Origin of the sequence: Sandarakinorhabdus limnophila DSM 17366 (assembly GCF_945882885.1) — a bacterium.
GTDB classification, from domain to species: domain Bacteria; phylum Pseudomonadota; class Alphaproteobacteria; order Sphingomonadales; family Sphingomonadaceae; genus Sandarakinorhabdus; species Sandarakinorhabdus limnophila_A.
Window position 1 is genome coordinate 14,810 of the sequence record NZ_CAMCWT010000010.1, and the last position, 20,716, is coordinate 35,525.

Annotated in this window: 22 protein-coding genes and 1 pseudogene; 13 read left to right on the forward strand and 10 right to left on the reverse strand. The window is 64.5% G+C overall.

Annotated features, from left to right (window positions below):
* The first annotated feature begins 3 nt into the window (after positions 1-3).
* From tmk to Q7O19_RS03585, 5 genes and pseudogenes are all read left to right on the forward strand, one after another.
* On the forward strand, positions 4-615 hold the full coding sequence (gene tmk / locus Q7O19_RS03565) for a dTMP kinase (RefSeq protein ID WP_303808706.1): 612 nt from the start codon (positions 4-6) through the stop codon (positions 613-615).
* Positions 609-1,577 carry an AAA family ATPase gene (locus tag Q7O19_RS03570; protein WP_303808707.1) on the forward strand — a complete coding sequence of 323 codons (969 nt, stop codon included), beginning with the start codon at positions 609-611 and terminating at the stop codon, positions 1,575-1,577. Before tmk ends, Q7O19_RS03570 begins: the two co-directional genes overlap by 7 nt.
* A 33-nt stretch (positions 1,578-1,610) precedes the next feature.
* Complete coding sequence (gene metG / locus Q7O19_RS03575; RefSeq protein WP_303808709.1) at positions 1,611-3,131, forward strand: methionine--tRNA ligase; 1,521 nt, start codon at positions 1,611-1,613, stop codon at positions 3,129-3,131.
* Between the two features lies 1 nt (position 3,132).
* On the forward strand, positions 3,133-3,903 hold the full coding sequence (locus Q7O19_RS03580; protein WP_303808711.1) for a TatD family hydrolase: 771 nt from the start codon (positions 3,133-3,135) through the stop codon (positions 3,901-3,903).
* Positions 3,900-4,680, forward strand: a pseudogene (locus Q7O19_RS03585) (MBL fold metallo-hydrolase). The gene Q7O19_RS03580 and the pseudogene Q7O19_RS03585 overlap by 4 nt, the downstream one beginning before the upstream one ends.
* Here Q7O19_RS03585 and Q7O19_RS03590 read toward each other — a convergent pair.
* On the reverse strand, positions 4,675-5,724 hold the full coding sequence (locus Q7O19_RS03590; protein ID WP_303808712.1) for a YeiH family protein: 1,050 nt from the start codon (positions 5,722-5,724) through the stop codon (positions 4,675-4,677). The pseudogene Q7O19_RS03585 and the gene Q7O19_RS03590 sit on opposite strands and share 6 nt — an antisense overlap.
* Before the next feature lie 177 nt (positions 5,725-5,901).
* Here Q7O19_RS03590 and mazG point away from each other — a divergent pair, with 177 nt between their 5' ends.
* Positions 5,902-6,687 carry a nucleoside triphosphate pyrophosphohydrolase gene (mazG, locus tag Q7O19_RS03595; RefSeq protein WP_303808714.1) on the forward strand — a complete coding sequence of 262 codons (786 nt, stop codon included), beginning with the start codon at positions 5,902-5,904 and terminating at the stop codon, positions 6,685-6,687.
* 45 nt (positions 6,688-6,732) lie between these two features.
* The gene (locus tag Q7O19_RS03600) at positions 6,733-8,394 is read left to right on the forward strand and encodes a serine hydrolase (protein WP_303808715.1); all 1,662 of its coding nucleotides are present in this window, start codon (positions 6,733-6,735) and stop codon (positions 8,392-8,394) included.
* On the opposite strand, the gene prmC is transcribed toward Q7O19_RS03600, so the two are convergent.
* From prmC to hisS, 3 genes are read right to left on the reverse strand one after another with little or no spacing between them, the layout of a single operon-like run.
* Positions 8,362-9,195: a peptide chain release factor N(5)-glutamine methyltransferase gene (gene prmC / locus Q7O19_RS03605; protein ID WP_303808716.1), complete on the reverse strand. Its 834-nt coding sequence runs from the start codon at positions 9,193-9,195 to the stop codon at positions 8,362-8,364. The genes Q7O19_RS03600 and prmC overlap by 33 nt on opposite strands.
* Complete coding sequence (gene prfA / locus Q7O19_RS03610) at positions 9,192-10,256, reverse strand: peptide chain release factor 1 (protein ID WP_303808717.1); 1,065 nt, start codon at positions 10,254-10,256, stop codon at positions 9,192-9,194. Before prfA ends, prmC begins: the two co-directional genes overlap by 4 nt.
* The gene (gene hisS, locus Q7O19_RS03615; protein ID WP_303808719.1) at positions 10,257-11,528 is read right to left on the reverse strand and encodes a histidine--tRNA ligase; all 1,272 of its coding nucleotides are present in this window, start codon (positions 11,526-11,528) and stop codon (positions 10,257-10,259) included. It lies immediately after the preceding gene.
* 79 nt (positions 11,529-11,607) lie between these two features.
* On the opposite strand from hisS, the gene Q7O19_RS03620 reads away from it, so the two are divergent.
* Positions 11,608-13,521, forward strand: coding sequence for a M61 family metallopeptidase (locus Q7O19_RS03620; RefSeq protein ID WP_303808721.1), 1,914 nt, complete (start codon positions 11,608-11,610; stop codon positions 13,519-13,521).
* A gap of 3 nt (positions 13,522-13,524) precedes the next feature.
* Here Q7O19_RS03620 and Q7O19_RS03625 read toward each other — a convergent pair whose 3' ends face one another.
* The gene (locus tag Q7O19_RS03625) at positions 13,525-13,767 is read right to left on the reverse strand and encodes a multidrug efflux SMR transporter (protein ID WP_303808722.1); all 243 of its coding nucleotides are present in this window, start codon (positions 13,765-13,767) and stop codon (positions 13,525-13,527) included.
* A gap of 168 nt (positions 13,768-13,935) precedes the next feature.
* On the opposite strand from Q7O19_RS03625, the gene ppa reads away from it, so the two are divergent.
* Positions 13,936-14,520, forward strand: coding sequence for an inorganic diphosphatase (gene ppa, locus Q7O19_RS03630; protein ID WP_303808723.1), 585 nt, complete (start codon positions 13,936-13,938; stop codon positions 14,518-14,520).
* Between the two features lie 61 nt (positions 14,521-14,581).
* Here ppa and Q7O19_RS03635 read toward each other — a convergent pair whose 3' ends face one another.
* The 4 genes from Q7O19_RS03635 to ispG are packed head-to-tail and all read right to left on the reverse strand — an operon-like array spanning position 14,582 to position 16,695.
* A complete protein-coding gene (locus Q7O19_RS03635; protein ID WP_303808724.1) occupies positions 14,582-15,052 on the reverse strand; it encodes a GNAT family N-acetyltransferase in 471 nt (156 codons plus the stop codon).
* Positions 15,053-15,073: 21 nt separating this feature from the next.
* On the reverse strand, positions 15,074-15,241 hold the full coding sequence (locus Q7O19_RS03640) for a hypothetical protein (protein ID WP_273463724.1): 168 nt from the start codon (positions 15,239-15,241) through the stop codon (positions 15,074-15,076).
* Positions 15,238-15,525, reverse strand: coding sequence for a hypothetical protein (locus Q7O19_RS03645; protein ID WP_303808725.1), 288 nt, complete (start codon positions 15,523-15,525; stop codon positions 15,238-15,240). Before Q7O19_RS03645 ends, Q7O19_RS03640 begins: the two co-directional genes overlap by 4 nt.
* 45 nt (positions 15,526-15,570) lie before the next feature.
* Complete coding sequence (gene ispG / locus Q7O19_RS03650; RefSeq protein WP_273434961.1) at positions 15,571-16,695, reverse strand: flavodoxin-dependent (E)-4-hydroxy-3-methylbut-2-enyl-diphosphate synthase; 1,125 nt, start codon at positions 16,693-16,695, stop codon at positions 15,571-15,573.
* A gap of 129 nt (positions 16,696-16,824) precedes the next feature.
* On the opposite strand from ispG, the gene Q7O19_RS03655 reads away from it, so the two are divergent.
* Together Q7O19_RS03655 and Q7O19_RS03660 are read left to right on the forward strand one after the other, a co-directional pair.
* Positions 16,825-17,637 carry an NUDIX hydrolase gene (locus tag Q7O19_RS03655; RefSeq protein ID WP_303785295.1) on the forward strand — a complete coding sequence of 271 codons (813 nt, stop codon included), beginning with the start codon at positions 16,825-16,827 and terminating at the stop codon, positions 17,635-17,637.
* Between the two features lie 62 nt (positions 17,638-17,699).
* Complete coding sequence (locus tag Q7O19_RS03660; protein ID WP_303808726.1) at positions 17,700-17,969, forward strand: hypothetical protein; 270 nt, start codon at positions 17,700-17,702, stop codon at positions 17,967-17,969.
* A gap of 12 nt (positions 17,970-17,981) precedes the next feature.
* Here the strand turns inward: Q7O19_RS03660 and Q7O19_RS03665 are convergent, their stop codons facing one another.
* On the reverse strand, positions 17,982-19,529 hold the full coding sequence (locus tag Q7O19_RS03665; protein ID WP_303808751.1) for an acyl-CoA carboxylase subunit beta: 1,548 nt from the start codon (positions 19,527-19,529) through the stop codon (positions 17,982-17,984).
* 359 nt (positions 19,530-19,888) lie between these two features.
* Here Q7O19_RS03665 and Q7O19_RS03670 point away from each other — a divergent pair, with 359 nt between their 5' ends.
* Positions 19,889-20,098: a LuxR C-terminal-related transcriptional regulator gene (locus Q7O19_RS03670; RefSeq protein ID WP_303808727.1), complete on the forward strand. Its 210-nt coding sequence runs from the start codon at positions 19,889-19,891 to the stop codon at positions 20,096-20,098.
* A gap of 123 nt (positions 20,099-20,221) precedes the next feature.
* On the forward strand, positions 20,222-20,668 hold the full coding sequence (locus Q7O19_RS03675; protein WP_303808728.1) for a hypothetical protein: 447 nt from the start codon (positions 20,222-20,224) through the stop codon (positions 20,666-20,668).
* Positions 20,669-20,716: the final 48 nt, after the last annotated feature.

Sequence of the window (20,716 nt, forward strand, 5' to 3'; positions counted from 1 at the left end):
CTGATGCAAGCCGGCCGCTTCATCACGCTGGAAGGCGGGGAGGGGAGCGGCAAGTCCACGCAAGGCCGATTGCTGGCAGAAGCACTGCGCGCTGACGGCCACGAGGTGGTGCTGACCCGCGAACCGGGCGGCACGCCGGGCGCGGAGGCCATTCGCAGCCTGCTGGTGACCGGCGATCCCGATCGCTGGACGCCGTGGACTGACGCGCTGTTGATGGCAGCGGCGCGCGTCGATCACGTTGCCCGCGTCATCCGCCCGGCACTGGAACGCGGCGCGACGGTGATCTGTGATCGTTTCATCGATTCCACCCGCGCCTATCAAGGGGCAGGGCGCGGGCTGGAAGATGCGGCGCTGATCGATCTGCACAACGAAGCGGTCGGCCTGTGGCCTGATCTCACGCTGGTGCTGCTGCTCGATGAAGCCGAAGGGCTTGCCCGGGCGGCGGCGCGGGGCGGTGCGGAAGCCCGCTTCGAAGCCATCAGCGGCGATTTCCACGCCCGCGTGCAGGAATTTTTCGTGGCATTGCCCAAGGCCGAGCCGGCCCGCTGCAAGCCCATCAACGCCGGCGGCAGCATCAACGATGTGGCAGGGCGCATCCGGGCGGCGCTGTGCTGATCGGCCACCAATCCCAGATCGAAGGCTTCACCGCTGCCTTAACCGGCGGCCGCCCACACCATGCCTGGCTGCTGGTGGGCCAGCAGGGGCTGGGTAAGGCAAGCTTTGCGCGGGAGGCGGCGACCTGGCTGCTGGCCGGCGCACCGCGCGGTGATGGCTTTGCCGTGGCGCCCGACAGCGACGCCGCCCGGCTGATGGCCGCCGGATCGCACCTTGATTACCGCCTGATCGAGCGCACCGAAGCCAAGACCGGCAAGCTGCGCAGCGAAATCGTCATCGGCCAGATCGTGCGCCGGCCCGACAGTGAGGGGCAGCCGTTGCGCGAATTCCTGTCCGGCACGCCAATGCTTGGGGCCCGCCGCGTGGTGGTGATTGACGCCGCCGACGACATGAATCGCAACACAGCCAATGCCTTGTTGAAAAGCCTTGAGGAGCCATCGGAAGACACGGTGTTCCTTCTGGTCAGCCATTCGCCCGGCCGGTTGCTGCCCACCATTCGCTCGCGCTGCCGCACGCTACGCTTTTTCCGCCTCTCCGACACAGAAGTCTCCCGCGTGCTCGCCAGCGCCGATCTGGAGGGCGAAGACGAAAACCTGCTGGTGCGCCTCGCCGAAGGTTGCCCCGGCCGCGCCATCGCCCTGGCCGGCGCCGGCATCACCGCGCTGGAACGCGATCTGGCCCAACTCGCCGCACTGCCGCCGCAGATTGCCAACCCGGCTGCACTGATGTTGGCGCGCGGGATCGGTGGCAAGGGCCGCGAAGGGCGCTATGCCGCCCTGCTCGATCGGGTACCGGCCCTGATCGCCGATCGTGCCCAACGCCTCACCGGCGCGGCCCGCGGTGCGGCCATCGCCGAATGGGAAGCCGCCAGCCGGCTCGCTCGCGAAGCCGTGCCACTGCAACTGGAACCGGGGCAGGTGGCACATCGTCTCGCGCTGCACCTCGCCGCCGTCCCGGCTTGAATCGGCCGGCATATTGCCCCATTGGCCGTGGCCATGCGTAAGCCCCGCTTCTACGTCACCACCGCCATCGCCTATCCCAACGGCCGGCCGCACATGGGCCACGCCTATGAAGCGATCGCGACGGATGTCATTGCCCGCTTCAAGCAGCTCGATGGCTTCGACGTGCGATTCCTCACCGGCACCGACGAGCATGGCCTGAAGATCGACCAGGCCGCCCGCGCTGCCGGCAAGGCCCCAAAGGCCTATGTCGATGAAATGGTGGCGCCCTTCCAGTCGCTCGATGATGCGCTGGGCATCAGCTATGATCGCTTCATCCGCACCACCGATGAAGATCACAAGGCGCTGGTGCAGGCGCTGTGGCAGCGCATGGCGGCCAATGGCGATCTGTATCTGGGCCGTTACGAAGGTTGGTACTCGGTCCGTGACGAGGCCTATTACGACGAGGGCGAACTCGTCACCGGCGAGGATGGCGCCAAGCTGTCGCCGCAAGGCACGCCGGTGGAATGGACGGTGGAGGAAAGCTGGTTCTTCAAGCTTTCGGCCTATCAGGACAAATTGCTGGCGCTCTACGAAAACAACCCCGAGTATATCCAACCCACCAGTCGTTTCAATGAGATGCGCGCCTTTGTTGCCGGCGGGCTTTCGGATCTGTCGGTCAGCCGCACCAGCTTCACCTGGGGCATCCCGGTGCCGGGCGACGAACGCCACGTGATGTATGTCTGGCTCGACGCGCTGGCCAATTATCTCACCGGTGCTGGCGGGTTGGACGGTGAGTGGTGGCCGGCCGATCTGCACGTGGTCGGCAAGGACGTGGTGCGCTTCCACGCCGTCTATTGGCCGGCCTTCCTGATGTCGGCCGGCATCGCGTTGCCGAAAACCGTGTTCGGCCACGGATTTTTGCTCAACCGCGGCGAGAAAATGTCGAAATCGCTCGGTAATGTCGTCGATCCGGCGGCGATGGTGGAACGGTTCGGTGTTGACCGGCTGCGCTGGTTCCTGTGCCGCGAAGTCGCTTTCGGGGAAGACGGCAGCTACAGCGACGAAGCCATCGTGGAGCGTACCAACGCCGATCTGGCCAACGGCATCGGGAACCTGGCGCAGCGCAGCTTGTCGATGGTGGGCAAGAATCTCGGTGGCGTGATGCCGGTACGCGGTGAGGCTGGTGAAACGGAATTGCGGCTGAAGGAGGCGTTCCTGTCCGGCAGCGAAGCCTATTTCACCGCCATGAACGCGCTGGCGCTGCACAAGGCCCTCGATGCGTTGATGACCATGGTCGCCGCCGCCAACGGCTATTTCGCCGAGAATGCGCCGTGGGCGCTGGCCAAGACGGACACGGCGCGCATGGCCGAAGTGCTGGCCGCCACGCTCGACGCCACCCGCCGCATCGTCATCCTCGCTCAGCCCTTCATGCCGGCCAGCACGGCGCAGCTGCTCGATCTGCTGGGCGTTGCTGCCGATGCGCGGGATTTCAATGGCTTCAACGTGCCGGTTGAAGCGGGCGTGCAACTGCCACCGCCCGCCGGCGTCTTCCCGCGCATCACGCTGGAAGGCTGAGATGCTGATAGACAGCCATTGCCACCTCAACTACGCCAGCCTGGGTGAAGATGTGCCCGGCGTGCTCGCACGCGCCCGCAGCGCCGGGGTGGGGGGCTTCCTCGCCATTTCCTGCCGGGAAGGCGAGTGGGACGGCGTGATCGGCATTGCGGACGCGCACGTCGGCGTTTGGGCCAGTGTCGGCATCCACCCGCACGAGGCTGACGAACATCCCGATACCGATGCCGCGACGCTTATCGCCGCAAGCCATCACCCGCGCGTCGTCGCCATCGGCGAGACCGGTCTCGATTATTATTACGACAAGTCGGATCGTGGCCGCCAGCAGACCAGTTTCCGCAGCCATATCCAGGCCGCGCGCGCCACCGGCCTGCCGCTGATCGTCCACATCCGCGATGCTGAAGCTGATACGCTGGCTTTGCTGAAGGAGCCGGGCGAGGGGCCGTTGACCGGCGTCATCCACTGCTTCACCGCCAGTCAGTCCTTTGCAGATGAAGCGCTTGCGCTGGGTTTCTACATTTCGCTGTCAGGCATCGTCACCTTCAAGAACGCCCGTGATCTGCAGGAAACCGCCAAGACCATCCCGGCCGATCGCCTGCTGGTGGAAACGGACTCGCCTTATCTTGCCCCAGTGCCGATGCGCGGCAAGACCTGCGAGCCGGCCTTCGTTGCACACACCGCGCGGTTTCTCGCGGCCCTGCGCGGGGTGAGCGAAACGGAACTTGCCGCCAGCACGACTGCCAACTTCCACGCGCTCTTCACGAAAGCGGCATGAAGATCACCATCCTGGGCTGCGGCACCTCCAGCGGTGTGCCGCGCATCGGCGGGCCGGATGGGGGCAGGGAACTGGGGCCTGTGTGATCCAAGCAACCCCAAGAACCGCCGTCGCCGCGTTTCAGTGCTGGTCGAAGCGGCCGGCAAGTCCGTGCTGATCGATTGCGGGCCGGATTGCCGCGAACAATTGCTGTCGGCCCGGGTCGCGCACCTTGATGCCGTGATCATCACCCATGATCATGCCGATCACGCCCATGGCATCGATGATCTGCGCCAGGTCTTTCACGCCATGCGGCGCCCGGTCGACGTGTGGGCCAGCCCGGCGACATTCGCGGTGCTGAAATCGCGCTTTGACTATGTGTTCTTCGGCGCCGCCGGCTATCCTGCAACCTGCACAGCTCATGATTTCGAACAACCGGTAATGTTGGGTGATCTTTGCATCACTCCGTTCCCGCAACTGCACGGCGACATTGAATCGACCGGGGTGCGCTTCGATCATGACGGAAGGTCATCAGCCTATTCCACTGATGTAAACGACTTTGATCTCCGTGCCGATGCCGCGTTGACCGGCCTTGATCTGTGGGTCGTCGATGCCCTGCGCCGCGAGCCGCACCCGACCCATACGCACCTAGAACAGACGCTGGCATGGATCACTGAGCGCCGGCCGGGCAGGGCAGTGCTCACCCACATGGATCAATCGATGGACTATGAAACCTTGCGCCCCGAACTGCCGGCCGGGGTGGAGCCAGGCTATGACGGCCAGGTGATCACGCTATAGCGCAAGGATCGCGAACCCGAGCGCTGCCGCCAGGCTGGTGAGGCTTGCGACAATGCCAACCAACAGCGGCTTGGGCCCGGCCTTCAATATCTCGCCCAATGGTGACCTGATGGCGGTCGCAGCCACAGAAACGGCCAGCATCCAGCTCGAAGCATCAGCAGCAAAACCAGAGGCTTGCGCCGGGATGATGCCAGTTGAGTTGATGCCGGCGACCACGAAGAAGCCCACCACGAACCACGGCAACAACGGCGCCGCGCGCTTGCCGCCGCTGATTTTCAATGGCTGCGGAAAGGCCAGCGCCACCAGCGCCAGCACGGGGGCCAGCAGGGCCACGCGGGCCAGTTTCACGATGGTGGCCGTTTCACCGGCTGCAGGCGAGAATGCATATCCGGCACCCAGCGTTTGCGCGACATCGTGGATGGAGGCGCCGAGCACGAAACCGGCCTGCAGATCGTTCAGATTGAACAACTCACAGATCGCCGGATACAGCACCAGCGCTGCGCTGCTCATCGTTGATGTGCCGACCAGCACCAGCGTGAGTTCTGCCTGGCGCAGCCGACGCTCGCCCAGTGTGGCGGACAATGCCATGGCTGCCGAGGCGCCGCAGATGGCCACGGCGCCGCCGGACAATGTGCCAAAAGCCGAGGAAAACCCAAGGCTGCGCGCTGCCAGCACGCCAGCGCCGATGGTGATGCCAACGATGGCAACCACGGCCAGCAGCGATTGCGGGCCCAGGGCGATGATCTGTTCCAGCGTGATGCGTGCTCCCACCAGCACGATGGCCCAGCGCAACAATTCCCGGCTCGCCAGTGTCAGGCCGGGCGTGAGCCGCCGATCAGCCAACAGGAAATTCATGGCGAGCCCGATCAGCAGCGCCAGCAGTGTGAGCGGCGCGCCATAACGATCCGCCAGCGATGCCGCCGCCAGCGTGGCCAGCACGGCGACCATCAAACCTGGCAGATAATCGTGCCAGCGTGTCGCCGGTGTGCGTTCAATGTCGCCGTAAAGATCGGCGGCCTGGGGAATTTGATTGGCGGCATCCATCGGTGCAGGGTTAGGCGGTTGCAGGGATTTCGCCAAGGGGGCGCTGATAGCCATGGTGTATATTAAACATAATATATATTATCAGGCAATCATGTTGTCCAAAGCGCGGTAGGGCGTGGCGCTCCCCGCCTGTCTGAACCGATTGAAACCAGTTCGGCACTGCGGCAGTGAAGCGACATGGAAACGCTCTCGCTCACTCGCCTCGCCACCATCATGGCCGCCCTTCGCCACAAGGAGAATGGCTGCCCTTGGGATCTGGCCCAGGATTTCGACACGATCGCGCCATACACGATCGAGGAAGCCTATGAAGTGGCCGAAGCCATCGCGCTGCGGGACATGGCGGAATTGAAGAAGGAATTGGGCGATCTGTTGTTCCAGGTCGTCTTTCACAGCCGCATGGCCGAAGAAGCCGGGCATTTCGCGCTCGCCGATGTGGTGACCGCCCTGTGCGAGAAGATGGAGCGTCGCCATCCGCATATCTTCGGTGATGGCACCCGCGCCAGGGATGCAGATACCCAGAAGGACGAATGGGAACGCATCAAGGCCGAAGAACGGGCCGCGGCCGGTGCACCGGAAAAGCCGTTTTCGGCGTTGGATGGGGTGGCGACGGCCCTCCCCGCCTTGATGCGCGCCGAAAAGCTGCAGGCGCGTGCGGCGCGAGTCGGGTTCGAATGGCACGATGTGTCCGGCGTGCGCGCCAAGCTGGACGAGGAACTGGCCGAATTTGACGCCGCCACGGATGACGCCCACCGCGCCGAGGAGATGGGCGACGTGCTGTTCGTGCTTGCCAATCTGGCCCGCCGCCATGGCATCGATCCGGAAACCGCCCTGCGTGCCGGCAACGCCAAGTTCGAACGCCGATTCAAGGCGATGGAGTCGCTGGCCGGTCCGGATTTCCCCGCGCTGCCGCTCGATGCGCAGGAAGATTACTGGCAACAGGTGAAGGCCGCCGAACGGCGTTGACGCGCCCGGCCCTGCCCTTACACACTGCGACGGGGGAGAAATACAATGCCAATCGATCGTCGTCTGTTTCTGGCCGGTGCAACCGGCGTTTCGTTGGCCGGGGCCGCCAACGCCACACTGATCGCGCCGGGTGCCAGTGCGGCTGAAGCCCGCGCACTGGAAGCCATCGCTGCGTATCTGGAAGCACACCGCCGGCATTTTGGCCTGCCGGCGATGGGCATGGTGGTGGTGGCCGGCGGGCGGCCGTTTACCATAATTTCCGGCACCCGCGATTATCGCGAGACACACCCGCTGGGCGGCGATGAGCTATGGCAGATCGGCAGTATTTCCAAGAGCTTCCTGGCGCTGGCCTGCCTGTCGCTGCAGGCCGAAGGCAAACTCACTCTGGACGATGAGCTGCGCCAGCATCTGCCCGAAGCCCTGTTGCCCGGCGTCTCATCGGGCGGGCCCTTCACAATCCGTGGCTTGCTTGATCACACCACCGGCCTGCCAGATTTCGCGCCGGCGTTGGGCGAGAAATTGTGGCGCAGTTTCAACGCCGGCAAGGGCTGGAGCTATAGCAATACCGGTTATGATCTGGTCGGTCAGGCGCTGTCGCGCATCGAAGGCAAGCCGGTGAAACAGATCATCGAAGAACGTGTGTGCAAGCCGCTGGGCATGACCGACACGCGCGGCGCCATCCAGTGGCGCGATCGCAGCCGCTATCCGGCCAGTTACACCCCCTTGCGGCCCGATCGGCCGGTGTTGACCGGCATGGCGCTGACGCCGGCGCCGTGGGTGGATGCCAATCTGGCGGCCGGATCGGTGGCGGCGCCGCTGGCTGACATGGCTCACTATCTGAATTTCCTGATCGCAGTTGGCCAAGGCAAGGGCAGCCCGCTGCTCACCGATGCACAGGCGCGGCTGTGGTTGGAAAATCCGGTGGTGCAGGATCCTGCCAACGCAGCTGAAACCTATGGCCTGGGCCTTATGCACCGCGCCGATGAAGGCCGGGCGCTGCTGCACCACACCGGCGGGATGGTGTGTTTTTCCTCGTCTTTCCATGTTGATGCAGCGGCGGGCCTTGGCGCCTTTGCCAGCTGCGCGGTGGGTGGAATCAATTATCGGCCGCGGCTCATCACGCTCTATGCGCTGCGGGCGCTGCGGGCGGCGGCTGCGGGCGCAGCCATCCCCGCGCCGCCAGCCCTTGGTGCCCTGCCCGCGGACGCCGGCGACTATGTGGGCAGCTATAGCGATGGCCAGGCCAAACTGGACATCTTGCCCGGCCTGATCGTGGAGCTGGATGGTGCCCGCGTGCCGTTGCAGGCGCAAGGTGGCGGCCTGTTCGTGACGGCACATCCGGGCCTGGTGGAGTGGCCACTGGTGGCAGTGCGCCGCGAAAAAGCGGTGATCGCGCTTGATCACGGCAGCCGGCGCTTTGTGCGATCGGGCGTAAACGCACCCCTGCCCGCCACCACGCCCGAAATCGCGGCCCTGGCCGGCCATTATCAAAGCGATGATCCGTGGATTGGCGGCGTCAGTATCGTGGCGCGGGGCGACCAACTCTATCTGGGCGGTGCCGGTCTCCTGCGTCGCACCGGCAAGGTGGATTTCGTACCGGATGATCCGGACAACAACCCTGAACGCTTGCGATTTGAGGCACAAGTGAACGGCGTGCCGCAGGTGGTGATCTGGTCAGGCCGCCGGCTTGAGCGGCGGGACGTTTAGCGCGACGCAGCGATCGCGGCCCGCCAAATCCGGGTGCAGGCTGGCGGTGAAGCCGTGGTCAGCCGCCATGGCCATCAGCGCCGGGCCCTGCTTGTGGCCGATTTCCAGCACCGCCAGGCCGCCAGGGTTCAGCAGGCCGGGCAGTTGCGGCAGGATGCGGCGATAATCGTCGAGGCCGTCGTCGCCGGCAAACAAGGCGCTGGCCGGTTCAAAAGTACGGACTTCTTCAGAGAGCTCTTCGGTTTCAGCGATATAGGGTGGATTGCTGAGGATCAGATCGAAACGTTCGCTCAGCCCTTCCCCCCAGTCGCCGAGCCTAAAATTGGCGCGGCCAGCAAGGCCGGTGGACTGCGCATTCTCCTGCGCAACAGCCAGGGCCGCCAAGCTGGCATCGACACCAAGCCCGGTCGCGTTCGGCCATTCCGAGAGGCAGGCCAGCAGGAGCGCGCCCGAACCTGTGCCCAAATCGAGGATGCGTGCTGGTGGGTGGGCGCACAGCTTGAGGGCCACCTCCACCAGCGTTTCGGTATCAGGGCGGGGGATCAACACAGCGGGGCTGACCTTGAGGGTGAGTGACCAGAATTCGCGGGTGCCGGTGATGTGGGCGACCGGTTCGCCTTTGGCGCGGCGTTCAACCAGTTTTTCATAGCCTTGCCGATCAAAGTTGCGATCTGGATTGAGCAACAGATCGCCACGCGAGCAGCCAAGTTGATGGGCGAGCAGCGCCTCGGCATCGAGGCGCTGCGTTTCCCCGCCGATGCGGGCGGCAGCGGCATTCAACGCGTCGATGGCGCGGATCACCCCAAACTCGCCAGGCGCGCCGCTTCGTCTTCGGCGATCAGCGCGGTGACCAGTTCATCGAGACCGCTGCCCGCCAGGATTTCGGGCAGGCGGTGCAGGGTGAGGGTGATGCGGTGGTCGGTCACCCGGCCTTGCGGGAAATTGTAGGTGCGGATGCGTTCGCTGCGGTCGCCGCTGCCCACCATCGCCTTGCGATCGGCCGAGCGCGTGCTGGCCAGGCGTTCGCGTTCGGCATCGAACAGGCGGGTGCGCAGCAATTTCAGCGCCTTGGCCTTGTTCTTGTGCTGGCTGCGCTCATCCTGCACCGCAACCACAACCCCGCTGGGGATGTGCGTGATGCGCACCGCGCTGTCGGTGACGTTCACGTGCTGGCCGCCGGCGCCGGAAGCGCGGAACACGTCGATGCGCAGGTCCTTCTCGTCGATGGCGACGTCCACATCCTCGGCTTCCGGCAACACGGCAACGGTGGCGGCGCTGGTGTGGATGCGGCCGCCGGCTTCCGTGGCCGGCACGCGCTGCACGCGATGGACACCGCTTTCGAACTTCAGCCGGGCAAACACCCCGGCGCCTGACACGCTGGCGATGATTTCCTTGAAGCCGCCCACATCGGACGCGCTGGCAGAAAGGATTTCCCAGCGCCAACTGTGGCTTGCAGCATAACGTTCATACATGCGGGCAAGATCACCGGCGAACAGCGCGGCCTCGTCCCCGCCCGTCCCGGCGCGGATTTCCAGCACGGCGGACCGATCATCGGCGGCATCGCGCGGCAGCAGTTTCAGCGCCAGCGCGCGCTCGGCGGCCGGCAGCCGCGCATTGATGCTGGCCAGTTCTTCCTGCGCGATGCCGTGCATTTCGTCGGCAGCCGGAATGGCGGCCAGTTCGTCGCGTTCCGTGATCAGTGCCCGCCACGCCTGCGCCGCCTCCACCAACGGCGTCAGCTCGGCATAGTCCTTGGACAGCGCCACGAATTGTTCGGGCGGCAGCGCCGGGTTGCCCATGTCGTGCGCCAGGGCGGCATGGCGGCGCTCGATCTGGGCGATGCGCTCAACGGGCAGGCTCATTTACTCGTTTTCACCGGACAGGGCCGGATACTCAGACGGCAAATTGCCGAGGACACGGAGCATGCGGCCAGCGGCTTCCGCATCCTTTAAGCGGTCAACCAAGTTAAGGCTGTCGCGGCTCATATCACCATTTCTGACATAAAGAATGGTTTCGACGTTTGCTTTGGCAGCTTGTGCAGCTCGACGCCTTGAATTGCCCTTGAACGGCATGATCGTCGACACGCCCTGCCGCTTGAGGTGGGCCGCGATCCTCATCGCCTCATGCTCCAGTTCTGGTGTCTCAGGCACAACCGCGACCTGCACGCGTGGCAAGGCCGGTTCCACCACCAGCATCGCCAGACGCTCGATCCCTGCGGCCCAGCCCACGGCCGGCGTTTCCGGGCCGCCCATGTGGCCGATAAGTCCGTCATAACGCCCGCCGCCCAGCACCGTGCCCTGCGCGCCCAGGCTATGCGTGATGAATTCGAACACGCTGTGGCGATAATAATCCAGCCCGCGCACCAACCGTGCATTGCGCGTCCAGGCGATGCCGCTGGCTTGCAGACCGGCCTGCAACCGCTCGAAGAACTGGCCGGCCTCTACCGTGAAATAATCGTCGATTTGCGGCGCGTTCGCCACCAATGCGGCGTCGCCAGCATCCTTGCTGTCCAGGATGCGCAGCGGGTTGGCGTCCAGCCGGCGCTGGCTGTCTTCGCTCAAATCGCCACGATGGGCAGCGAAATAGGTGGCAACGGCGGCGCTCCACGCTGCACGGGTTTTGGGATCGCCCATCGAGTTCAGGCTCAATTCCACGTCGCCCGCCACGCCCAGTTCTTCCAGCAGATGCTGGCCCAGTGCGATCACTTCCACATCGGCGGCCGGTTCGCCCGCACCCAAAATCTCGGCATCGAGCTGGTGAAACTGGCGGAACCGGCCCTTTTGCGGGCGTTCATAACGGAACAGTGGGCCCCATGTGGCCAGCTTCAACGGCGCCAGTTGCTGCCAGCCATTTTCGATATAGGCGCGCGCGATGCCGGCGGTGAATTCCGGGCGCAGGCAAATGGCATCGCCGCCGCGATCCTGGAATTCATACATTTCCTTGGAGACCACGTCGGTCGTCTCGCCGAGCGAGCGCGCGAACACGGCGGTCGCTTCGAACACCGGCACTTCCACCCGGCCGAAGCCGTGCAGCTTGCGCACGCGGTTGAAGGTTTCGATCACATGGTCGAAGTGGGCGGCCGCTTCGCCGATCATGTCCTGCGTGCCGCGGGGTTTCTGGAGTGCCTTGCTCATGGCCGCGCCAATAGGGCAGCACCGGGATGCGCGCAACGCCCCCCTTCCCTGCCGCGCCGCGTTTCGCTAACCAGCGACCATGCGAACCTTCCTTCTCCTCGCTTCCGCCCTCATTGCTGCTCCGGTGCTTGCACAGCGGTCCTTGCCGCAACCGCTGCCGATTGTTGATGCGGTGCCGGCGGCAAAGGATACCCCCTTCCCCGGCACGCTGCGCCTGCATGTGGATACCACCGATACGCTGCATGGCGTGTTCAAGGTTGAGGAAACCATCCCGGTGCCGCCCGATCTCGCCGGCAAGAAAATGGCACTGCTGTTCCCGAAATGGCTGCCCGGCAAGCATGCGCCGCGCGGCGAGATCGAGAAGCTGGCCGGCCTGGAAATCCGTGCCGGCGGCCAGGTGCTGACGTGGAAACGTGATCCGATCGACGTGTTCGCTTTCTGGGTCGACGTGCCGGCCGGTGCCACCGCGCTCGATGTGCGCTTCCAGTTCCTTTCCGCCACCGATGGCCCGCAGGGCCGCATCGTGGTGACGCAGGACATGCTGAACCTGCAGCCGAACAGCGTCTCGCTCTATCCGGCCGGTTGGTTCACGCGCCAGATCCCGGTGTCTCTCTCCGTCTCCTGGCCGCAGGGCTGGCAGGCGGCTTCTGCCATGCGGGAAGCCAGCCGCGACGGCAGCCGCGTTTCCTATCAGACGGTCGATTACGAGACGCTGGTGGACAGCCCGTTCTTCGCCGGCCGCCATTTCGCAAAGTGGGATCTTGGCCAGAATGTCACGCTCAACGTGGTCGCCGATGATGCGCGCTTCCTGAAGGCAAATGATGAACAGATCGGCAAGCACAAGGCGCTCGTCACCCAGGCGGTGAAGCTGTTCGGCACCCGTCAGTTCGATCATTATGGTCTGCTGTTGTCGCTCACCGAAAAGATGGGCGGCATCGGGCTGGAGCATCACCGCTCTTCCGAAAACGGCGTGGACACCGGCTATTTCACCGATTGGGATCGCGGCCCTGGCCGCCGCAACCTGTTGCCGCACGAATTCACCCACAGCTGGAACGGCAAGCATCGCCGCGGTGCCGATCTGGTGACGCCGGATTTCCGCACGCCGATGCGCAATTCGATGCTGTGGGTGTATGAAGGTCAAACGCAATTCTGGGGCTATGTGCTGCAGACGCGGTCCGGCCTGGTGAAGGTGGAAGACACGCTCGATCAACTCGCCACCATCGCCGCCACGCTGGACAACCGCCCAGCGCGCAGCTGGCGCAGCCTGGATGATACCACCAACGATCCGATCATCACGCCGCGCGCGCCCAAGGGCTGGCTCAGTTTCCAGCGCAGCGAGGATTATTACACCGAAGGCTTGCTGATCTGGCTGGAAGCCGACGCCATCATCCGGCGGGAAAGCGGCGGCGCCCGCAGCCTGGATGATTTCGCCCGGCGCTTTTTTGGCACCGGCGACGGCGATTGGGGGGTGAAACCCTATGATTTTGCCAGCCTAGTGGCTGAACTGAACGCGGTGCAGCCCTATGATTGGGGCAGCCACCTCACCCGACGGTTGACGGAAAAGGCCGACGGCGCGCCGTTGAGGGGCCTGGAACTAGCGGGCTGGAAGCTGGTCTATACCGACAAGCCCAGTGCCGCCTTCACCGATGCAAACCGGCGCCAGGTCAATCTGCTGTTTTCGGGCGGCCTGCTGCTTGGGCTTGCCGGCAAGGTGGATCAGGTGTTGTGGAACAGCGCCGCCTATGAAGCTGGTCTGGCCGTGGGCGATGTGCTGCTGGCCGTGAACGAATTGCCATTCAGCGATGATGCGCTGCGCGCCGCAGTGACGGCGGCAAAAGGCGGAGCCACGCCGATCAAGCTGGTGGTGAAGACTGATGACCGCGTGCGAACGGTGGAGTGGGCGTGGACGGGCGGGCTGCGCTATCCGCGGCTGGAACGCATCGGGGCGGTGAAGCAGACGTCGCTGGAAATGTTGCTCAGCCCGAGGAAGTAGGTCCTAACCCAGCGCCTTCAGCCCGACGATACAGCCGATCAACCCGGCAATCAGCAGGCCACGCACGATCGACATCGGTTCGGCATAGAAGGCCACACCGATGATGGCGGTGGCCGCCGCGCCGATACCGGCCCACACCGCATAGGCGGTGCCCATCGGAATTTGCCGCCCGGCCAGCGCCAGCAGTCCCATGGAGGCGGTGACCGACAGCAGGAAGGCGATCAGCGCCGATATTGCGGCCGCCATCGATATGGCGCAGCGCCGTGGTGAAACCCGCTTCACACAAGCCGCCTGCCAGCAGTGCCACCCAGGGCCCGATCATCGCCATATCCGTTCCTTCCGCGTCAATTGGACCGTGGACAAGAGTGTCGCAGCCCCGTAACCCCCGAGAAGAACATAGGAGAATCCAGTCCCATGCGTATCGACGCGATTCCGATTGGCATTGCCCCGCCGCACGATGTCAATGTTGTCATCGAATGCCCGATGGGCGGTGAACCGGTGAAATATGAGCTGGACAAGGCGAGTGGCGCGTTGTTCATCGATCGCATCCTGCACACGCCAATGCGTTATCCGTGCAACTATGGCTTCATCCCGCACACGCTGGCCGATGATGGCGATCCCATCGATGCGCTGATCGTGGCGCGCACGCCGTTCATGCCCGGCTCGATCGCCCGCGTGCGCCCGGTGGGCGTGCTGATGATGGAAGATGATGGCGGCGGCGACGCCAAGCTGATCTGCGTGTCCGTCAACAAGGTCTATCCCTACTACGACGATGTGCAGGAATATACCGATCTGCCCAAGATCGTGCTCGATCAGATCGAGCATTTCTTCAGTCACTACAAGGATCTGGAGCCGGGCAAGTGGGTGAAGTGCCAGGGCTTTGAAGGCAAGGCCACGGCCGAGCGGCTGATCATGGAATCGATTGAGCGCTATAATGCCGAAAAGGAAGGCCGCCTGATGGTCGAGCACAAGGAACACCCGGGCGCCCCGCGGGCCTGAGCCCCGGCGTTGCGTACAAGAAATGGCGGTCCGTTTGGGCCGCCCTTTTCTGTTCGTGGTGCTACCCTGCCGCCAGCGCCGTGAGCGCTTCGCCCTCCACCCGCATCACCGTCCATTCGTCCATCAACTTCGCGCCAATCGCCTTGTAGAAGCCGATGGCCGGCGTGTTCCAATCAAGCACGCTCCATTCGAAGCGGGCATAGCCGCGCGCCACGGCCAAGCCGGCCAGATGCACGAGCAGCGCCTTGCCCAGCCCGAAACCGCGAGCGGTGGGCATCACGAACAGATCTTCCAGATAGAGCCCGGGCTTGCCGGTCCAGGTCGAAAAATTGGTGAAGAACAGCGCCAGCCCCACGGCCTTGCCATCCTGCTCGGCCAACACACATTCTGCCGTCGGTCGCTCCCCGAACAGGGCGCGGGCCAGATCGTCGTGGGTCGCCTTCACCGCGTCGGGCTCTTTTTCGTAGATCGCCAGTTCGACGATCAGGCGATGGATGGCGGGGATATCGGCAAGTGCGGCGGCGCGGATCATGGCTGCCGCATTGGCGGGAGTTCAGGCGCGGCGCAAGCCCCGCAGCCACAGGGCAAGCCCGGCGAGGCTCCACGCCAGCACCAGCGCCAGCAGCGCCTGCTGCCACTTTTCGTCAATCAACCACACCAGCGCCGCCATTTTGGCCAGGCCCACGCCCAGCCACAGACCGGCGCTGGCAAGACGGATCACAGCATCCGCCCCATCGCCTTGAACATCCACATCACGCTGAAGAAGGCGAGGCTTACCGATGGCACCGCGAATACCCAGTAACGCGCGCCCCGGTCCACCCGATCTGGCATCCACAGCCGCTTCAGCAGCCAGGCCAGTGCGGCCGGTCCGGTGAGGCCGGCGATCCAGGTGATGCGGTCGCCATCAAAGCCGAGGCCGATGGCTTCGAGCAGCACGACCAGTGCGCCCAGGCCGAAACACCAAAGCGCGACGGCATAGCCATAGGCCACCGCCTGCTGGCGCACGGGTTCTTCCAACCGGCGCGGCCGGGGCGGTCCGCCATGCATGGATCAGGCCGCTGCCGCTGCTGCAGCGGCGTTGATGGCGTCGATCTCGGCGGCCTTGGCTTCCACCAACTTGACGATATGTTCCAGCATCTGCTCGCTGTCGATCACGTGATCGCTGATGCCCGAAAGGAACACGGCGTGCCGGCCGTTGCCGCCGCCGGTCAGGCCGATATCGGTTTCGCGCGCTTCGCCGGGGCCGTTGACGACGCAGCCCAGCACCGAAAGCGACAGCGGCGTTGTGATGTGCGCGAGGCGCGTTTCCAGCGCTTCCACGGTGCGCACCACGTCGAAGCCCTGGCGGGCACACGATGGGCACGACACGATGCGCACGCCGCGGGCGCGGATGCCGAGCGACTTCAGGATGTGATAGCCCACCTTCACTTCCTCCACCGGATCGGCGGAGAGCGAGACGCGGATGGTATCACCCACCCCGGCCCACAGCAGCATGCCCATACCAATGGAGGATTTCACCGTGCCGCCCTGCAGGCCGCCGGCTTCGGTGATGCCCAGATGCAGCGGATAATCACACACTTCGGCAAGGCCGTTATAGGCCGCAACCGCCAGGAACACGTCGCTGGCCTTCACGCTGATCTTGAACTCGTGGAAATCCTCGTCTTGCAAATACTTCATATGCTCCAGCGCGCTTTCCACCAGCGCTTCCGGGCAGGGCTCGCCATATTTTTCGAGCAGATGCTTTTCGAGGCTGCCGGCATTCACGCCGATGCGGATGGCGCAGCCGTTGGCCTTGGCCGCGTTCACCACTTCGCGGATGCGTTCGCGGCTGCCGATGTTGCCGGGGTTGATGCGCAGGCAGGCGGCGCCCGCATCAGCCGCTTCCAGCGCGCGCTTGTAGTGGAAATGGATGTCGGCCACGATCGGCACCTTGGCGGCGCGGGTGATGGCACGGAACGCCGCGGTGGCTTCCTTGGTCGGGCAGCTCACCCGGATGATATCGGCGCCCACGTCTTCGCAGGCGCGGATCTGATCGATCGTTGCGCCCGCGTCTTCGGTGGGGGTGTTGGTCATGGTCTGCACGGCGATCGGGGCATCCCCGCCCACCGGCACCTTGCCCACCATGATCTGCCGGCTCTTGCGGCGGGTGATGTCACGCCAGGGACGCACGCTCATGCCAATCGGCTCCTTCGTTCAATCGCCCTGCCCGGCGCGCATTTGTTGGTGGCGCGCGTTGCGGCGCGCGACGCCCCTGCCCGATAGCACAGGGATGCAGCCATGCAAGACGCGGCTTATCATCGCCGCATGACTGAACCCGCCAAACCCGTTTCCATCCAGGCTGCCACCGTGATTCTGGCCCGCGAAGGGCCGGGCGGCGTGCCTGAATATCTGCTGGTGCAACGCGGCGAACAACTCGCCTTTGCCGGCGGTGCGCTGGTGTTCCCCGGCGGTCGGGTGGATACCGCCGATATCCACATCGCCCGTAATGAACTGCTGGCCATGGGCTTCGATGGCCTTGAAGATCTCGACGCCGCCGCCCGCATCACCTGCGCCCGCGAAGCGCTGGAGGAAACCGGCGTGCTGCTGACCGAAGGCCCCCACCCTGACGAAGCGGCGCTGGCCCATGCCCGCTCCCTGCTCGCCGCCGGGCCGGATGAAGCCGAAGCCGTGGGCTTTGCCGGCATGCTGGGCGCCATGGGTCACAAGGTGGATGCCGCCCGCTTCATCCCCTTCGCCCGCTGGGAGCCGCCGGCTGCTGCCGCCATTGTCCGCCGGTTCGATACACGCTTCTATCTGGCTGATGCCGGCCGCTCCGCCAGTGCGGTGATCAGCCCCGATGGATTTGAGGCCCAAGCGCTGCGCTGGACAACGGCGGCGCAGGCCATCGCCGATTATGACGCTGGCACCGCCGCCATGGTGTTCCCCACCTGGTGCAACATGCACCGGCTGGCGCAATATCAAACGCTGGCCACGCTGTTCGAACGGGTGAGCGCCCTGCCCGCCCCCTATGTGCAGCCGGCGTTTGAGACGATTGATGGCGAACCCTGGCTCACCATCCCGGAAGGCATCGATTATCCCGTCACCCGCGACCGCGTGAACAATCTTCGCCGGGAATAGCGGGGGGTTGCGCCTGCCTCAGCCGTTGATAGGGTGCCCGCTCTCATCCGGAGTTTGATTTGATGCGCCTGTTCCTTGCTCTCGCCCTGCTCGCCGCCGCCCCGGCCTTCGCGCAGGCAGCAGCGCCCGCTACCCCGCGCGAACGCCTGATCGCCGCCGATGCCAACAAGGATGGCAAATGGAGCAAGGAAGAATGGCTCGCTGCCGGCCGCCGCGAAATGGGCTTTGCCATGATCGATGCCGATAAGGACGGGTTCGTCACCCAGCCTGAGCTGATGGAAGGCATGAAGCGCATGCAGGCAATGGGGATGAGCCCGCCGCCGCAGGATTGAGGCACGCCCCCCTCAGGGCCGCAACCCCCGCCCTTTCACCCCCGGCTTCAACGCCCGCTGCGCCATGTTGGCAAAGCGACAGAGTTCCGCTCGCGTGGCGCGCGGATCAATGATCGCCTCCACGCCGAACTTCTCTGCCGTGCGGAACGGCGATCGCACCTGTTCCAGCCGCGCCTTGATCTCGGCCAGCTTCGCCGCTGGGTCATCCGCGGCTTCCAGATCGGCGCGGTAGGCTGCCTCCAATCCGCCCGCAATCGGCAGCGAACCCCAATCGCCCGACGGCCATGCCATCCGCCAGCGGAAGCGGTCTGCCGGCGCGTGGCCGCTGCCTGCCATGCCATAGGCCTTGCGCATCACCACGCAGGCCCAGGGTACGGATGATTGATATATGGCCGCTAAGGCCCTGGAACCCCAGCGAATAGTCGCCTCCTCCTCCGCCCGGCGCCCAATCAGGAAGCCGGGATTATCAACCAGCTGGATGATCGGGAGATGGAACGTATCAGCCAGGTCAACCATGCGTTCGACCTTGCGCGCGGTCGCCGCCGTCCACAGCCCACCAAGGCTTTCCGGGTTCGACGCGACAATCGCCACCGGCCAGCCATCCAGCCGGGCCAGCCCCGTCACCACACCGGTGCCCCACTCCCGCCCGATCTCGAACCAAGACCCCTTGTCCACCACCGCTTCCACGATCGGCCGCACCGGATAGAGCCGGCGCGGATCACGCGGCACCGCATCGATCAGCCATTCCTCGGCACGGTCCGCCGGATCGCGGTTAACGGCGCGCGCCGGCAGTTCCTCCACCGAGGAGGGCAGGTAAGACAGGAACCAGCGTGTGCGGGCATAGGCCTCCGCCTCGCTCGCCACCCGATCATCCACCGCGCCATTGGCGGCATGGATGGCCGCGCCGCCCAGTTCCTCCTTGGTGCGATGTTCGCCCGCAGCCGCCACCACCGGCGGGCCCGCAACGAACATCTGCGCCAGCCCATCCACCAGCAGCGAATAATGCGCCATCACCATCCGCCCGGCGCCCAACCCGGCCACCGGCCCCAGCCCCAGCGCCACCACCGGCACCTTGGAAAGGTTGGCGGTCATCAGCTCCCAACCCGGGATTTCGGGGATGTAGGTGTAACCGGCGCTTTCCAGCGTGCGCACACTGCCGCCCCCGCCGGTGCCTTCGATCATGCGGATCAGTGGCAGGTGATATTCGCTGGCCAATTGCTCGGCGGCGATCAACTTGCGGTGCAGGCTGGCATCAGCCGCGCCGCCGCGCACGGTGAAATCATCGGCGGTCGCCACCACCGGCCGGCCATCAATCGTCGCGTTGCCAAACAGGAAATTGGCCGGCTGAAACCCGGTCATCTCGCCGGCATCATCATAACGGGCAAAGCCAGCCAACTCGCCCACCTCGTGAAAGCTGCCGGGATCGACCAGCGCCGCCAGACGTTCGCGCACGTTCAATTTGCCCTGGTCGCGTTGGCGCGTGAGTTTCTCAGGCCCGCCCATGCCATGCGCGGCAATCTGGCGGCGACCCAGTTCATCAATCTCTGATTCCCAGCCCATCAGCCTATCAAGCCCCATCTCAATCATTGATAAGTCACCATCGTGGCAGGCCTTACCAACGGCGAAAAGCCCATGTTTGGAGAGGATGTCCCGTCCTGGGTCGATCCGGGGTGATTCGCCGCTGATCGGGATTCGCTGGGCTTGGGCAGAGGGTTTGACTCGTAAATTCAACAAGCCTTGCCAAACCATTGCAAAATGATTTAGATAAAGTTGATTTTAATTCTCATTCGGGATCAAAGCGTGTTTTTTGCCTTGTTTCCCTTTGGAGAAAGGCTCATAAATCAGGTTGGTTTCTAGCGTCGCATGGGGTCGCGGCTATGTTCAGTGGTCGAATTTACAAGAATTCCGGGGGTGCGGGCGTGGCAACGCTTGACTTTGCCGCCTTCCCGTCACTGTGTTCTATTGTGGCAACACGGCAAGACTCTGATGGCCCGCGCAACCCGCGTGTGACGCTGCTGACCGATGCGGAGCGCGACTGCCTGCGCCTCGTTTTCCAACACATGACCAGCAAGGATATCGCGCGCCAGCTCGGTGTGTCGCCGCATACCGTTGATATGCGGCTGCGCTAGGCCATACGCAAGCTTGAGGTCACCAACCGGATCGAGGCAGCCCGCGCGCTTGTACACACCGAGATTCTCCTCGGTATCGCCCAGCCCGTTGCTGATAACGCGACCGGCGATGCGTATCAGGAATTGATATACCATGCTTCGGAGATTGCTGACGACGCGAAATCAGCGACGATTGGGGCACCGGCTTCTCAGGATCCGGGTGCAGCCTCCAATCGCTCCAGCGACCCCAATCAGCTTGAACATGGATCCCTCGCAAGGACGCTGCACCCAGATCTTGGCAAGCTGGATGTTGGTCCATCAGGTGGCTCCCTCGCCCAACCAGTTGCACCATCAGGCAATATCGCTTCGGCGACGCTTGCAACGGATTGGCCGGGCATTGCAGCCCCCGACCCTGGCATTGGTGCCCGGCCATTCCACACCACACCGTTTCACCAGACACGGCCGTGGGGTCAGAAGAATGATCTCGGAATCGGCCAAAGGCTTGGCTGGATCATGGGGATCGCCATGGCCTCTGCGCTCAGCTTCGGCGGCATTCTCGCTGCCCTGGCTGCACTGAAGACACTCGTTTAGAACTTCCGGAACCAGTTGCGTGGCGTCCGGAAGGGCGTCTAACCAACT

Coding starts and splice junctions, on each gene's coding strand:
- Q7O19_RS03665 (WP_303808751.1), bottom strand. CDS start 19,529: ATGGGCTGGGAATCAGAGATTGATGAACTGGGTCGCCGCCAGATTGCC.
- Q7O19_RS03660 (WP_303808726.1), top strand. CDS start 17,700: ATGCGCCTGTTCCTTGCTCTCGCCCTGCTCGCCGCCGCCCCGGCCTTC.
- metG (WP_303808709.1), top strand. CDS start 1,611: ATGCGTAAGCCCCGCTTCTACGTCACCACCGCCATCGCCTATCCCAAC.
- Q7O19_RS03635 (WP_303808724.1), bottom strand. CDS start 15,052: ATGATCCGCGCCGCCGCACTTGCCGATATCCCCGCCATCCATCGCCTG.
- ispG (WP_273434961.1), bottom strand. CDS start 16,695: ATGAGCGTGCGTCCCTGGCGTGACATCACCCGCCGCAAGAGCCGGCAG.
- prfA (WP_303808717.1), bottom strand. CDS start 10,256: ATGAGCCTGCCCGTTGAGCGCATCGCCCAGATCGAGCGCCGCCATGCC.
- hisS (WP_303808719.1), bottom strand. CDS start 11,528: ATGAGCAAGGCACTCCAGAAACCCCGCGGCACGCAGGACATGATCGGC.
- Q7O19_RS03655 (WP_303785295.1), top strand. CDS start 16,825: ATGACTGAACCCGCCAAACCCGTTTCCATCCAGGCTGCCACCGTGATT.
- Q7O19_RS03625 (WP_303808722.1), bottom strand. CDS start 13,767: ATGGCGGCCGCAATATCGGCGCTGATCGCCTTCCTGCTGTCGGTCACC.
- mazG (WP_303808714.1), top strand. CDS start 5,902: ATGGAAACGCTCTCGCTCACTCGCCTCGCCACCATCATGGCCGCCCTT.
- Q7O19_RS03620 (WP_303808721.1), top strand. CDS start 11,608: ATGCGAACCTTCCTTCTCCTCGCTTCCGCCCTCATTGCTGCTCCGGTG.
- ppa (WP_303808723.1), top strand. CDS start 13,936: ATGCGTATCGACGCGATTCCGATTGGCATTGCCCCGCCGCACGATGTC.
- tmk (WP_303808706.1), top strand. CDS start 4: ATGCAAGCCGGCCGCTTCATCACGCTGGAAGGCGGGGAGGGGAGCGGC.
- Q7O19_RS03590 (WP_303808712.1), bottom strand. CDS start 5,724: ATGGATGCCGCCAATCAAATTCCCCAGGCCGCCGATCTTTACGGCGAC.
- Q7O19_RS03600 (WP_303808715.1), top strand. CDS start 6,733: ATGCCAATCGATCGTCGTCTGTTTCTGGCCGGTGCAACCGGCGTTTCG.
- Q7O19_RS03580 (WP_303808711.1), top strand. CDS start 3,133: ATGCTGATAGACAGCCATTGCCACCTCAACTACGCCAGCCTGGGTGAA.